Below are 13669 nucleotides of genomic sequence, written 5' to 3'. Positions count from 1 at the left end.
TCTATTTAGGCTAAATTCCTTTAATCTAGTTTTTCATACTCTAGTTAACACTATCATTTGTAGCTTATCAGCTTTGTAGTCTGCTCATAACCTCCCCAGAAACTGAAGCTTACTGTTTTATTTCCCTATTTAATATGTCGTCATAGTTTTCTTTGTAGTTATCGAATGCCTCAAATGGGTATTCAGCATTTTCCAAAAGATGAACTAGAGTTTCAGATAAAATTTCCGAAAAAATCTGTACTACACAATAATTTGATTCTTTGTTATTACTATACAAAATACTTCCATATAATATTTCGTTTAAATCTGCCAAAAGTTCCCGTTCAACTTCTGGTAAGTAAAAGAATTCTTTCAATTCTTTCAAGCATAGAAAAATTTCATCAAATTTTTGTTGCAACTCAAGTAAATTTTTAAGTCCATACCTTAAAGCGTATCTATATCCTTCTGAGAAGTCATTGCTTCTTCCTGCATGAATGGCTATTTTTAGCCTCACTTCCGCTTTTGTCATTTATATTCACCTGTTTTCTTTCCTGTTTGTCATAAATCTAAATATATTCCAACCTTGTGGATAATAGTTCTCACTAAGCCTCCACCAAATATAAAATTTCTGTAGCTTTATTTTAATTTACCTACAAGAGCGAATGCTCATTAGCTGTATTAAAACATCATAATCATTCCGTCAGGATATTTTCCATGCCAGCCACAGGGCAAGTGTCCTGATAAATATATCTCCAATAGTTGCTTTGAAAACTCGCTTGCATAATACGTTGAATAGAACTCCGCCATAAAGATATTTAACACATTAAACGGGATATCCTGCATCACTTCCTGTGGTAAATTATTATCGCCTATTGCAACTTGGATTTTATCTAAAATCTTCGGTAAATAATTGGCTTTAATCGTCCTTACAGTAGTATTCCAATATTTATCATATTCACCTTGTACGTTTAAACACAAATACTCTGTTAAGTATCCTCGTTTATCAAGGCATGCATTTTCCCATTTTATAGATTGTATATTCTTCAACATTTTATGAGCATCCATCACTTGATACGTTTCAAAACTATACTGACATTTTCGTTTTGTTCCGCAGTTTTCTAGCCAATTACACTCTATGAGCTTGTTATAAAGAGTTTCACTGATTTCCATACACTTCCCCTCCTTACAAATATAAATTTTCCTGTAACTTTGTTCTAATTCGCCTACAGGGGCGAATGCTCATTTTATCTATAATGATATTCTGTAAAATAATCAACATCATTACCGCTATCAATCCATCTTTCAAACCAACCTAAAAAATCTTGACGCTGACAACAGGGCTGTATTCCTACGTCACAAAAAAACCAGATTTCCCCACGACATTTCCCTGTAACAATTAAATTGTAGGATTGTGAATCTCCTATATAGATAAGCTCAATGTTTCCATTTCCTACTTCCAACAGGCGGGATTCAGATACACATTCTTCACCTTCCAAAATCCAAGGGTTTTCAAACGGAAAAGTTACTGATAATTTTTCTGATATCAGTTCATCTATACTAGCAAGAGATTTCATTTTGAATCCATCAATCATATCACAACCATCGCCAACCTCAATCAAAAATTTTCGATAAGCTTCAGGAAGTATGACATTATGTTTCTCCTCAAATAAGCTGATTTCCTGTTCTAATAGTTCTTCTCCCAAGAAAATATCTTCGTCTCTACATTTTTCTTTTATTCTTTTTAATATTATATTATATTGTTCTGATTTATAGATAGGCATGTTTATCCCTCTATTATATAAATTTCCTGTAGCTTTGTTTTAATTCATCTACAGGATCGAAGGCTCATAATTTCACTGCTTCACAACAGCTCTATTCCACTATTAAATCGTATTCTTTTGGAGATCTGATATCTATTGTGCAAAATCTATATTCCGATCGTTTCTCATATGCATCTGAACATATGAAATATCCATTTATTGTTCTTACAGAAAGTTTTCGAAAAACCTTTCTAATTGCATTATATAATTCTTTTGAAGATTCAATATCATAATGCATAGTGCTTATTGTTGTTGGGAAAAGGTTGATATCTTCGTAAATCCCGCCCAAATCTATGACAATACACTCTTCATCCTCATCATAAAAAGAAGAGTGTCTAGTTATTACTCCGACATCAATTTTGCATTGATATTGCTCCCATATACATTTTTTACCTTCATGAAATACGAGGAATTGATTGTTTCCAATATGACTGCCATTGTGATTCACTCCAAATGATTTTACTTTGGTGATATCATCAATCTGAATAGTTCCTACATCTGAATATGTCGGAGCGTAATAGACACTTATGGTATTTTGAAATTGAGAAAATGCAAAATACAAATCCTCTTTTGTAGCAAAAACACGAAAACTTCTCTGTATCAAAATTCCACACTCCTTTCATCGAATATAGATTATATAAATTTCCCGCAGCATTGTTTTAATCCTGTCACGACCAGTCGCCACTTTTCCAGCATTCGCGGTCCGTCTGCCAGTGGCTGCACCCTTCCAAATTTCCTAGACAGTGCCTCCTGGAATTTTTCAAAAGACGGTATCTCCACTGGTTGTTTAAATACCAGCATAAAGAAATAAACCTAATGCCATTTTTCCACGAAAGAATCTCCGCGTTTTCCCATTGTGATCTCTCCTTACTTTTAATATTTCATTCAAATGGGCTATGTATATAATTTGTAATGTCCCTACTATGTCAATTTCCTGTAGCTTTGTTTAATTTACATGCAGAAGCGAATGCTCATTATGTTCGCCTTAGACTTCATCATCGCAAATAAAATCATACGCACTATCAAATAGCATTTGTAAGTATTCGTCAAATTTACTTGCAATTACTTTTATCTCGTCAGGGTCGTGTAAAAATCTTATAATCTGTCCGTTAACGCCGCTTTCAGAAGGCGAAAAGTCTATAAATAGTTGTGATGTTCCACCGTTATTCATGCAATCAGAGAAGTGCAACCAATTCATTTGCTTAGAATTATCAATAATTTTAGCATCCACTTTGACGTCATCATCAAACATACGGTCAATATAGTCTGCATAATATTCAAATGCTTCGTTCTTGTTTTCAATCATTTCTTTTGCAGAAAGCAAATAATATGGGTATTCCTCTACGTCTGAGCCAAGAAAATAAAATACTATCTTTTCGCCTTTATACTCTTTATGGTATGTTCCATCTACAAATTTAAGAAGCTCCACAAGAGACTTGGGAATGTTGGGATAGAGTATTCGTAGTTGTGCTAAATCCGCCTCGCAAACACCATTTACCAGACTGGCAAAATGCTCCCATTCATCTTTCTGACCATTATCGCAATAGGCTTTTTGCAAGCCACGAATGTACTTTTCAGCTATATTCATTGTAGAAACCTCCAAACAAAATATAAATTTCCTGTAACTTTGTTTTAATTCGCCTACAGGAGCGAATGCTTATTTTCATATAACATCATGGCTTAGTATTTCTACCTCTATTTCATCGTTAATGTTTTCTAGCTCCAGTGAGAAGTCTATACCCACATAATCCTGCTCTACCCCTTGTTCGAGAGCAGTCAGACGAGCTTCAATAATAACTTGATATGTAAATTTCAGATTATCCATGTTATCAGCAAAATGGGTATAGCTACCGCTTTTATCACGGCTCCAAAGGTCACGATACCTGTCACCTTTTTTATCATATGGATGTCCTTTTTCATCTTTTAACTGCTTATTATAAGAAATCCTCCCTATATAGTAATTCCCTGTTAAAACGGTTATGTCGGGAAAAAAATCTCCATTGCTGCACAGGCCATTTTCATTACTCTCATCCATATAAAACTCAAATACAGCGTTATCCACCAGCATATACATTTCGGAACTTCTTCCCATGAGGATATTACGTTCTGTTTCGTTCCATTCGCCCCATTTATTATCCCAGGCTATTCTTGGTTTCATCTTATTCTCAAAATTAATGTATTGGTTCTCAATATTTTCATTTTTAAATGCTATCAAATTCGGTTTCATACCCAACTCCTCATCACATAAAATATAAATTTCTTGTAGCTATGTTTTAATTCGCCTACAGGAACAAATACTCATAAAGCCCGTACTACTCAATCATTTTATTCTTCTGAAAATGTAGCTAGAAATCTAAAACACCCAAATTCATTATTTTGAACTTCCTTAGTATCACCCTCATATTTTAATTTCCCAACCACAATAGCGGCATTATAAAAATCGTCTAAGCCATTCGGATAGTTTGCTTTAAGCTTTTCAATATAAAATATGTCGGTTTGAGCGAAAATCTCCTCTAGTGACTTTGATGGTGGCATATTTGCTATCGCAACTAAAAAATCCTCGTCATAAGTATTTACTCCAAAATCAACTCCAAATTCAGAACCAATACAATCAACTTCTAACAAATCGTAATCCTTTTTCATATATTCATTGAGTAATTTTTCCGATTTGCAGTTACCAACAAAAACAGAAACATATTCGTCATTACTATAAGTGTAACTTTTCTGTTCAACTTCTCGCATATCCAACCTCCTAAGTTTCCATAGATTATATAAATTTCCTGAGATGGGCATAAATCACCTACAGGAGCGAATGCCGTAGTTTTATAGTGAGCATACTTCTTCTCTATAAGTTGGCACAAACTTCCTTTGCCACTCCCCCAATTTTTCTCTATTCCCCTTTTTATATGTATCGGAGTGTTGGTGAAAAATATTTACAATCCTATCCTGCAATATCAAAATTTACTGATTCTTGATGTATTCTTCAATATTAGTTGATGGACTGGACTATTCTTCGGCACCAGCAGCCATTTCCTCCATTGTTACAGCAATTAGCTTACTATTTTATTTTACTTCGGTACTAATTTTATTTAAATCACTGCTTTGAATATTAATTTTCTCTGAAGCTTTAGAAGTTTATACTACAATATCTTTCAAGTTATCTATTCGCCTCCTTACCTTCTTTAAAGTGAAAAGGCACACTGGTTTTAATCAATATGCCAAACTAATTTATATTATATTCCAAGTATTGTTTAGAGCATCCTTTCAAAATGGCGATGGATGGATTTTTGTTTTTATAAAATATATCCTCACATGAGATTTACATTTGCGTAGTTGAAGGCTCTACTCTGCTATGGTAAAATATATATAAATCCTTGGAAGCAGTCTAGGGTATGCTCTAATAAAATCTTTTCAAAAGTATATTTTAGTCTTTTAGTTAGACTCACCCCTATTGTATGCATTTTCAATATCCATAGGCTAATTTACCATATAAATAAACTTACTTTAATTATTGTTTTCATTTGTGATAAAAAAGTCAAATACAATTTTAGAAGCTTGAGCAATTAGTTCGTCATCATGTTTAGCATCTTTTGTATCGTGAGTTGACAATATTGCAATAATTATAGGCTTTTTATCTGGCGGCATTACTATAGCAATATCATTTCTTGTTCCATAAAAACCAGTTCCGCTTTTATCAGCAACCACCCAGTCTTTTGGCGCTCCTGCACGAATTAACTTATCACCTGTTACATTTCCTGACATCCAGTCAATAAGAATTTTTTTCTTATCATCTGCTATTATATTTCCAATTGTGTATGCTTGCAAATCAATAGCCAATTGTCTTGGTGTACTTGTGTCCCTAATATCTCCAGGTATAGCATCATTTAGTTCAGGTTCTATACGTGCAGGTTCTGTAACCTTATCCCCTAATTGATTAAGTGCTGATTTAAAGCCACTAGGCCCATCTATAAGGTCAAACAAAAGATTTGCAGCTGTATTATCACTCCAACTCACTGCTGCATCGCAAATTTCTTCAATAGTCATACCTTTATCAACATAATCTTTTGCAACCGGAGCATAAGACAGAACATCTTCTTGGGTATATTTAACTACTTGTTTAAGTTCATCTAATGAATATTTCTGTAAAACTGCACCAGCAGTTAAAACTTTAAAAGTAGAGCAGTAAGGAAACCTATCATCTGAATTATATGTAACTTCTTTATTTGTCTCTGTATCAAAAGCATATACACCAAGCTTAGCACCATAATCACTTTCAAGCTGCGAAAATGCAGAATTATATTGTGGATCAGACTTTTTGTTTACTGGTAGCTGAGTGGCTACCTTTCCACAGCTAGCAAGAGCAAAGATCATAAGCGCCATAAGTATAGTAATTATAATAATTTTAAACTTATTTACCTTGATTTTTGAATATATTAATTTTTTCATATAAATTATCCTTTCTTATCCTCCATTTTTCTTGTGATTTTTAAACTTGTCTTTACCTTCTATAACATTGTCCTTGCCATTACATTTATACTTAACATCAGGTTCAGTATGACAGCTTATTGTCTCACATTTGGAAATATTAGCAATATGATCAACCTGAAATAACTCGTAAATAAAGTGAACTTGGTCTGAATATTTCTCAATAACACTGTTCTTCATACCATGTAAAGTAGGATCATCAAGAACATCAGCAAGATGTGTTCTATGCTTTGATAATTCTTCAAAAAACTCTCGTCCTAAGTATTCATAAATATTTCCTCCTATCTTAATTTCTTTGTCAGCATTAATGATAGGTTAACATAATTGCTGGAGTTTTTCTATTTATAATTTTTAACTAGCACAACGAGTTAATTTAATTATAAAATAAACACTCTCTAGCTTATTATATTTAGTAATCTTCTTGGGTTATTTTGAAGTATATTAGTAATATCTCTGGCTGATATACCTATGGATTGTAATAGGGGGATTGTGTATTCAAACAAATAGTTGTATCCTAAGTTTAAATTACCTTGGTTTAAACAAGGAGAACCATTTGTCCACTTCCAATTACAGTCAGAACTTAGTAATACATTTTTTGTGTATCCTTCAATAATGAGTGATTCAACAAACTTCATTATTGCTTTAGTTTTCTTTGATTTTGGGACCATACCAAAATCATTTATCTGTAAAAAGCTTCCACTATTTGCAATTGTTAACGCCTCTGAAACAAATTGCTCACTACTAAGTTTATTATATTGTTTTTCATAATGACATATCATTAGTAATCTAGGATTCACACCCATTTTTAAAAGTTCACAAAAATGATCATATGTATTATTTGGGCAATGAAATGCAATAGGAAGATTGAACTCATTACTTAATTTAATAGCTGCGTTGATAAATCTACACTCATAATCTTTAAGTTGGTTTCTTGAGTTAGTTGCAATCTTTATTATCCCTGGTTTAATTTTTCTATTACTAATCCCTTTTATATATTTATTTCTTAGGCTTTGATATAGCTCTTCAACAGTTTTTCTTTTATCACTTGCTTTCACTTGACGACCACAATAGAATCCTATGCAGCATATAATTTCAATTGGAGAATTATCAATAATATCTAAGTATTTATTTAAACTAGCATAAGGGGTTAAGTCTACAATATAATCTATATTATATTTTGCTACCTTATCTAATAATTTCAAAGCATATTTAGTATTCTCTTCTGTTTTGGAATATGGATAGAGGTTAAATAAATGTTCATGTACAAGTATATAACCCTTTGGTTTAATATTCTTCAATTATCTTTCCTCCATGTAATGTTATTTTTTGTATTTTCTCATTAAGGATATCTCTATGAGTTATTATGATGCAGAACTTATCTTTACATATATCGTCTAAGTTATGAAAAAAATTTTTCATAACTTCATCATCTAACATAGAAGTAGGCTCATAAAACAGCAGCAATTCAGCATCTTTAATTAATGCACGTGTAAGGGCAAGCCTTTGCCATTGTCCACCAGATAGTTGAATTCCACCATCAAACCAGTTTCCTATTGAAATGTTTTTTTCTCGGCACCACTCTCTTATTGACTTGCTGCTACCACTATATCTTTTTATGATTTCCAGCCATTGGGACTTAAACATTTCATGTTTTTCAATTTTCATAGTAGTCAAATTATCATCTCCCTGCTGTTTTAATGTTGACAAAGTTGTTTGTTAATATTAAAAGTATTTTATAGGGATATTATCTCATGTTGCATGATACTTTTAAATCCATGAGATTATTGATCGGTTACCCAAGATTGCTCTTTATCGTTGTCCACTATATATTGATCAAGAAATTCAGAAACAACGATACTATCACGAACAGTATTAATTGAGAGCGTTTCTATAGTTTTTGAATTCAATTAATTTTCCTCCAATCTTCTTTATAGAACATTATCATTCAGTTCTTTCTATGTATGAAAAAGAGATTATTATTAATATGGGACTTGATCCATGGTCAGTAGAGGGATTGAAATATGCTGGGATTGTAGAAGATAAAGGATTCCATAATGCCATTGTCATAAGGATTACCAGCATCGCTCATGCTTTGAATAATACCATGTTTTTCAACTTCAATTAGGTACCTCTAGATCCTCTATCTGTATGTACAACAAGTCCTTCATTGGATGATTCATTCCATATAGTGGACTCTAACGCATCGATTACTAATTGCTCTCTCATATTTTTATCCATAGACCAATCTACAATCTTGCGAGTATATACATCCATATAAGTCATTAGACATATAAATCCTTCTTTAGGTGGATTCTTCTGAAAAGAGGAGTTCAGTCCAATATTTCATTTACATTGTCTACTTGACAGGCTGCACTTCAATCTAAACTTCGTCCTTTAATTTCTATATTTAATTTTATATTTGTATAAAACAAAAGCATTAAGACTTTAATATCCTAATACTTTTATAGTTTTAATTTTATTTCCTTTTACATATAATACTTCGCCTATTTATAACATATTGAATGAGCAAAAGATAAAATATATATTATAGCAACGTCACCATATTATACCCATATCATTTAGTCAATAACACCTGATTCTAATATTGAAAATGTCTTTTGCTTGCAGTTTATCTCGGCCATTGCTCCATAAGGGATACAAAACTTTGGTTCAGAATGTCCAAAGCTTAAATTATATAATACGGGTAAATCTGCTCTGCCATACTCAGCTAATACTTTAATAATAGTATGTTTGTATTCTTCAAAATACATCTCATCTTGTGGTTTCCCAAATATTATACCATTAACTCTTTCTAAAACTCCCATCGCACCATAGTTTCTTAACCAATATTCAAGATAATGTGGTTCTGGCTTTTCCTCTGAAGTTTCAAAAAATAAAATACTACTATCAAAATCATCTATTTTAGGAAAAAGCTCTGTACCTTTAATAAATTCCATCACTTCTATACAGCCACCTATTAGTCTTCCCCGAGCTATATTCTCTCCTTGTAAAAGCTGATATCCATTATTTGGTTTAAATCGTCTTTGAGTATCTTTATTTTTTATTTCCCAAGGTAAAATTTCTGATGTCCATTTATCTGATTGTGGAATATTTCCAAGTACCTCAGTTGAAAATAAGGTCTTTTTTAGCCAATTAACTGTATAGTCAGACATAGCTACATTTTCTGCAAAATCTACCAATATAGAAGCACCATAAAAACTTGAAAGTCCTGCCTTTAAGCACATATAGTGTGTAATTGTGCTATCTGAATATCCAATAAAAATTTTAGGGTTATTTTTAATAACCTCAAAATCAATATAAGGTAACAACCTAATACTATCACTTCCACCAATACAACAAAATATCCCCTTAATTGATTTATCGCTGAATGCTTGCATTAAATCCTCTGCACGTTTTTCGGGATGAGCGTAAATATACTCTGTGCCTTTTAAAGTATTTTGCATTTCAACAACCTCAAGACCAAAGACCTCTTCCAATCTTTTTTTCCCTTGCTCGTAACGCCATATTAAATCTTTGTCACCTGCACCACCCCAAGAAAGACTGACAGTCGCAACCTTATCGCCTTTATTTAGTTTTTGAGGTTTAATTAAATTCAACATACTATCACCTACCCTTATATTTATTTTATATAAACAATTTATATTTCATAATATCTTACGAATAAGATTAATTTTGTAAATATACTCCAAACCTAGTCTTAAAATCTCACAATCAAGTAATCATCATAGTGTTCAAACCCCAATGCAGTATAGGCTTTAACAGCAGGTATGTTATTCTTTTTAACAGAAAGAGTTGGTATTTTATTTTTTGCAATAATTCTACTACACATTTCAGATACAACTGCTTTATAGTACCCTCTACCTCTTTCATTTTCAATTGTATATACACCACCAATCTGGTTAATCTGTGATGTATATGTCTGCACACATGCTTGTGCAACCATTTTACCGTCCTTTTTTGCAATAATAAATTCCTCTTCTTCTCCTCTTTGTATTAAGGTCTTTCTTATGTCTTCCCTCGTTACAACATGATTAAATCCATTTATATGACCATCTAAGATAAAACCAACTATATCTTCACCACTTAAACTATTTACATTTATAAAATCTACTCCATTTAATATAAACGGTTTAAAATTCCTGTTTGTAAAATAAGAACTTTCATCATATTCCTGAACTTCTTTATAGCTTTTAATTTTTTCATATAAGGGCTTTATGACCTTTTCCATACCCAGTAAAAATTCAAATCTTCTATCTTTCATTATTTCTGCAAAAGAAGGCACGGCAGCAGTATCTTCGTAGTGAGGTATACAACTACCAAGATTATAAAAAGGTAATATACCTTTTAATACCTGTCCGTTAAAGAATCCATAGTAATCTGCACATCTTCTTACGTCCTTTTTGTTATCAACACCAAATTCAATAATATTAGCATATAAAAATGATGTTTCAATTTCACTTCTCTTAAGATATTCCAGAATAATTTTTTTATCAGCTTGTGTAAGTAATCTAATCATCAATACTCCCCCTTAAAATAGAACAAAATATTTTAAAAATATTCTTAATAACTAAAAATTCCGTTTTCATTGTATAACAAAAAACCCTCACAAAATCACTCATAAGAGTGACTCCGAAGGGTTATAGGCTTTCGTGTAGGACTTTCATAATCCCTATGCCGCTCACATATAAATGCTTAAGCATACTCACTTTTCATGTATTATTACATATATTTTCCATATTGTCAACTTGATCTTAACCATTTATTTGTAATAATTTTTACCTACTTGGTATAAATATCAATTAACTACATAGCAAGTATTAAAATAAACATTAAAAACAGTGCGAAATCTATTAACAATATACAAGCTATTAATAATAGCTATTACAATTGTTCTGTTTTTTTAATTCCTAATATTAATCCTAAATAGTATAAATAATGCTAATAGTCTAATTGTTAAACTTAATTAAATATTTCCCCTATTCTTAAATAAACTAATGTACATAATTTAAATATCACTTAATCTAAATAACAGTATTTAATTCTAACGAGTTTAGTTCCCTATATCTATATTAGTCTACGATATATTCTAATATATCTCCCGGTTGACAATCTAATGCCCTACATATTGCATCTAATTCTACTAATCTTCATTAATACTATATCGTTCATCTACCAATATCACAACTAATAATCTCATTTTTTAAACTCTACTTTTCTCATTTTCACCTTGTCACCTCTCCAATACCACATGTCATCTATAAAACACTCCTAAAAACGATGTTTTTCCACTGATTTTCAACCCCAAAATAATCCTTCAACCACTATATATTATGGTCAAACCCTACGATTTCTCCCCCGAACTGTAATGAGTCATCAGAATTATACTCTCATTCATAGAATGTTTCCAATCGAACTTCGCTATGCTCTTTCTCTTGGACATTCCTGACATGAGGCGTACTTCTACTTACAACTCGCTTCACTCCTTGTAAACAGGGTTACAACTTCCATATGCCTTGAGGTGACAATAAACATAACAAATAGAGCTAATGATATTTTAATTTCAAAATATAGTTTGAATCAAAATATATCTATTATAGTATTTACTTAAGTGTCATCACTTATAAAGGTCTCTCTAACTACTAAAGTTATACAAATCAATTTCTAAATAGAATCTGATTTGTATCTTCTTGAATCTTAACCCAAAAATCTCGAAAAGGAAACTGATCTGAAAAATATGATTCAACTTTAGTACCATAAGTACCATTTAATACTTCTTCAACGTGAAAAGTAGGCCATTGTATTAAGTAACGCTTTTCTTCTATTGAAAAAGTTTTCTTTGGCAAAGTTAAATGCAATATAAGCATAGTTAATATAAACAAGATTGGAATCATACATAGTACCTTATCTATAATATTAAATTCTTCATCGTTATTCATTAACTCATCACTCCTACATATTAAAATCTAAAATATATAAATGGGTTATAGGTTGAAGCAACCATATATGTTGTTGATAAAAATATTAACATATAATAGTATAAGTTTGCTGCTAATTTGTAAATTTTCCAATGATTTTTTTGAAATAATGATACAAATTTCTTTGGTAAAGGTGTAGCTCCAATAATGCAGATAATATATAATACTGCATAAGACTTTAACATTACAATTCCTTGATTATCTATAAAAGTATTTTCTCCCAATCCAAACATAATACGTAAATAATTAAGAGTATCTGTCAAATTAGTAAATTCAAAAAACACCCATCCTATTACAACAAATAGTAGCATATACATATGGCGTACAGCCTTTGGCCACTTTGACATACATTTTTCCAAAAACAATTTTTCTACTAATATTAAAATTCCAAAATAAATCCCCCATAAAACAAAATTCCAATTTGCACCATGCCAGATTCCTGTAAGAAACCATACTATAAATAAATTTCGTATCAATTTCCACTTGCTTCTACGACTTCCTCCAAGAGGAATATATACATATTCCTTAAACCATGATCCAAGAGATATATGCCATCTCCTCCAAAATTCTGAGATACTTTGAGAAATATATGGATACTGGAAATTCTCTTTAAAATCAAATCCAAACATTTTTCCTAGCCCTATAGCCATATCTGAATAGCCACTAAAATCAAAATATATCTGTAATGTGAAAGCAATTATTCCAGCCCATGCCATAATCATGGAAACTTCTATGTTAGGCATAGTTTTTACTTCAGACCATAACATTCCTATATTATTGGCAAGAAGCACTTTTTTTGCCAGACCGCATAAAAATCTCTGTATTCCAGAATAAAACTTATCAAATGTCATATCTCTATTAGCTAACTGTGATTCAATATCTCCATAGTTCACAATAGGCCCAGCCACTAATTGTGGGAACATAGTAATGTAGAGAGCAAAATTAATTAGACTTTTCTGTGGCTTTATTTTTCTACTGTATACATCAATCACATAAGAAAGTGTTTGAAATGTATAAAATGAAATTCCTAAGGGAAGTGCTGGTATTCCCAAATTTAAGTTCAAATTACCAATTGATGAAATTGTACTTATTATCATGCCAAAATATTTAAAATAGGCAAGACAACCTAAATTGAATACCAGACTTATTATAAGGAAATATTTGCTTTTTTCTTTACTAATATTATCTCTACCTAAAATCATTCCTATAAAGTAATTAATAATTATAGAACTACACATTAACAGTATATAAATAGGTTCTCCCCACGCATAGAAGAATAAACTGGCAGTAAGCAAAATTATATTTCTCAGATGTTTTCCTGGTAAATAATATATAACCTGAATTATTCATCACAATTCAATAATGATGCTACACTCTCAATATTTCAAC

At 31.4% G+C, this 13669-nt stretch carries 17 protein-coding genes and 1 pseudogene; 1 reads left to right on the top strand and 17 read right to left on the bottom strand.

From position 1 onward, the window contains the following. Positions 1-109 precede the first annotated feature (109 nt). From ABWP20_RS17005 to ABWP20_RS16955, 11 genes are all read right to left on the bottom strand, one after another. Positions 110-508, bottom strand: coding sequence for a hypothetical protein (locus ABWP20_RS17005; protein ID WP_353097431.1), 399 nt, complete (start codon positions 506-508; stop codon positions 110-112). Positions 509-657: 149 nt separating this feature from the next. Next, positions 658-1149, bottom strand: a complete 492-nt coding sequence (locus ABWP20_RS17000; RefSeq protein ID WP_353097429.1) for a hypothetical protein — start codon at positions 1147-1149, stop codon at positions 658-660. Positions 1150-1223: 74 nt separating this feature from the next. Beyond that, complete coding sequence (locus ABWP20_RS16995) at positions 1224-1760, bottom strand: SMI1/KNR4 family protein (protein WP_353097427.1); 537 nt, start codon at positions 1758-1760, stop codon at positions 1224-1226. Positions 1761-1851: 91 nt separating this feature from the next. After that, entirely contained in the window at positions 1852-2403 is a 552-nt protein-coding gene (locus ABWP20_RS16990; protein WP_353097425.1) for a hypothetical protein, read from the bottom strand. A gap of 381 nt (positions 2404-2784) precedes the next feature. After that, positions 2785-3387: an SMI1/KNR4 family protein gene (locus ABWP20_RS16985; RefSeq protein WP_353097424.1), complete on the bottom strand. Its 603-nt coding sequence runs from the start codon at positions 3385-3387 to the stop codon at positions 2785-2787. Positions 3388-3462: 75 nt separating this feature from the next. Next, on the bottom strand, positions 3463-4026 hold the full coding sequence (locus ABWP20_RS16980; protein WP_353097423.1) for a hypothetical protein: 564 nt from the start codon (positions 4024-4026) through the stop codon (positions 3463-3465). 98 nt (positions 4027-4124) lie between these two features. Continuing rightward, positions 4125-4541: an immunity 22 family protein gene (locus ABWP20_RS16975; protein WP_353097422.1), complete on the bottom strand. Its 417-nt coding sequence runs from the start codon at positions 4539-4541 to the stop codon at positions 4125-4127. Between the two features lie 762 nt (positions 4542-5303). Then, positions 5304-6245: a class A beta-lactamase gene (gene bla / locus ABWP20_RS16970; RefSeq protein ID WP_353097421.1), complete on the bottom strand. Its 942-nt coding sequence runs from the start codon at positions 6243-6245 to the stop codon at positions 5304-5306. A gap of 434 nt (positions 6246-6679) precedes the next feature. After that, positions 6680-7582: a phosphotriesterase family protein gene (locus ABWP20_RS16965; RefSeq protein WP_353097419.1), complete on the bottom strand. Its 903-nt coding sequence runs from the start codon at positions 7580-7582 to the stop codon at positions 6680-6682. After that, on the bottom strand, positions 7569-7991 hold the full coding sequence (locus ABWP20_RS16960; RefSeq protein WP_353097418.1) for an ATP-binding cassette domain-containing protein: 423 nt from the start codon (positions 7989-7991) through the stop codon (positions 7569-7571). The genes ABWP20_RS16965 and ABWP20_RS16960 overlap by 14 nt, the downstream gene beginning before the upstream one ends. Before the next feature lie 74 nt (positions 7992-8065). Continuing rightward, positions 8066-8191: a hypothetical protein gene (locus ABWP20_RS16955; RefSeq protein WP_353097416.1), complete on the bottom strand. Its 126-nt coding sequence runs from the start codon at positions 8189-8191 to the stop codon at positions 8066-8068. 77 nt (positions 8192-8268) lie between these two features. Between ABWP20_RS16955 and ABWP20_RS16950 the strand changes: the two genes are divergently transcribed. Then, complete coding sequence (locus ABWP20_RS16950) at positions 8269-8409, top strand: hypothetical protein (protein ID WP_353097415.1); 141 nt, start codon at positions 8269-8271, stop codon at positions 8407-8409. Here the strand turns inward: ABWP20_RS16950 and ABWP20_RS16945 are convergent. From ABWP20_RS16945 to ABWP20_RS16920, 6 genes and pseudogenes are all read right to left on the bottom strand, one after another. After that, complete coding sequence (locus tag ABWP20_RS16945; RefSeq protein ID WP_353097435.1) at positions 8406-8576, bottom strand: DDE-type integrase/transposase/recombinase; 171 nt, start codon at positions 8574-8576, stop codon at positions 8406-8408. The genes ABWP20_RS16950 and ABWP20_RS16945 overlap by 4 nt on opposite strands. Before the next feature lie 287 nt (positions 8577-8863). Then, entirely contained in the window at positions 8864-9904 is a 1041-nt protein-coding gene (locus tag ABWP20_RS16940) for a S66 family peptidase (RefSeq protein ID WP_353097414.1), read from the bottom strand. Positions 9905-10002: 98 nt separating this feature from the next. Further along, positions 10003-10821, bottom strand: a complete 819-nt coding sequence (locus ABWP20_RS16935; protein WP_353097412.1) for a GNAT family N-acetyltransferase — start codon at positions 10819-10821, stop codon at positions 10003-10005. Between the two features lie 553 nt (positions 10822-11374). Beyond that, positions 11375-11443, bottom strand: a pseudogene (locus ABWP20_RS16930) (helix-turn-helix domain-containing protein); the annotation flags it as partial. 516 nt (positions 11444-11959) lie between these two features. Beyond that, positions 11960-12241, bottom strand: a complete 282-nt coding sequence (locus tag ABWP20_RS16925; RefSeq protein WP_353097411.1) for a DHHW family protein — start codon at positions 12239-12241, stop codon at positions 11960-11962. A 20-nt stretch (positions 12242-12261) separates the two neighbouring features. After that, complete coding sequence (locus tag ABWP20_RS16920) at positions 12262-13377, bottom strand: MBOAT family O-acyltransferase (protein ID WP_353097433.1); 1116 nt, start codon at positions 13375-13377, stop codon at positions 12262-12264. Positions 13378-13669 lie beyond the last annotated feature (292 nt).

The organism is Tissierella praeacuta, from assembly GCF_040396155.1.
Lineage (GTDB): Bacteria > Bacillota > Clostridia > Tissierellales > Tissierellaceae > Tissierella > Tissierella praeacuta_A.
The sequence above is the reverse complement of the archived record's forward strand: the minus strand, read 5'-3'. Positions and strand labels throughout refer to the sequence as shown.

What these genes read in the sequence shown, in the direction of transcription:
- ABWP20_RS16935 (WP_353097412.1), bottom strand. Translation starts at nt 10,821, where the DNA reads ATGATTAGATTACTTACACAAGCTGATAAAAAAATTATTCTGGAATAT.
- ABWP20_RS16940 (WP_353097414.1), bottom strand. Translation starts at nt 9,904, where the DNA reads ATGTTGAATTTAATTAAACCTCAAAAACTAAATAAAGGCGATAAGGTT.
- bla (WP_353097421.1), bottom strand. Translation starts at nt 6,245, where the DNA reads ATGAAAAAATTAATATATTCAAAAATCAAGGTAAATAAGTTTAAAATT.
- ABWP20_RS16980 (WP_353097423.1), bottom strand. Translation starts at nt 4,026, where the DNA reads ATGAAACCGAATTTGATAGCATTTAAAAATGAAAATATTGAGAACCAA.
- ABWP20_RS16925 (WP_353097411.1), bottom strand. Translation starts at nt 12,241, where the DNA reads ATGAATAACGATGAAGAATTTAATATTATAGATAAGGTACTATGTATG.
- ABWP20_RS16995 (WP_353097427.1), bottom strand. Translation starts at nt 1,760, where the DNA reads ATGCCTATCTATAAATCAGAACAATATAATATAATATTAAAAAGAATA.
- ABWP20_RS16985 (WP_353097424.1), bottom strand. Translation starts at nt 3,387, where the DNA reads ATGAATATAGCTGAAAAGTACATTCGTGGCTTGCAAAAAGCCTATTGC.
- ABWP20_RS16975 (WP_353097422.1), bottom strand. Translation starts at nt 4,541, where the DNA reads ATGCGAGAAGTTGAACAGAAAAGTTACACTTATAGTAATGACGAATAT.
- ABWP20_RS16950 (WP_353097415.1), top strand. Translation starts at nt 8,269, where the DNA reads ATGGGACTTGATCCATGGTCAGTAGAGGGATTGAAATATGCTGGGATT.
- ABWP20_RS16920 (WP_353097433.1), bottom strand. Translation starts at nt 13,377, where the DNA reads ATGATAATAAGTACAATTTCATCAATTGGTAATTTGAACTTAAATTTG.
- ABWP20_RS17000 (WP_353097429.1), bottom strand. Translation starts at nt 1,149, where the DNA reads ATGGAAATCAGTGAAACTCTTTATAACAAGCTCATAGAGTGTAATTGG.
- ABWP20_RS17005 (WP_353097431.1), bottom strand. Translation starts at nt 508, where the DNA reads ATGACAAAAGCGGAAGTGAGGCTAAAAATAGCCATTCATGCAGGAAGA.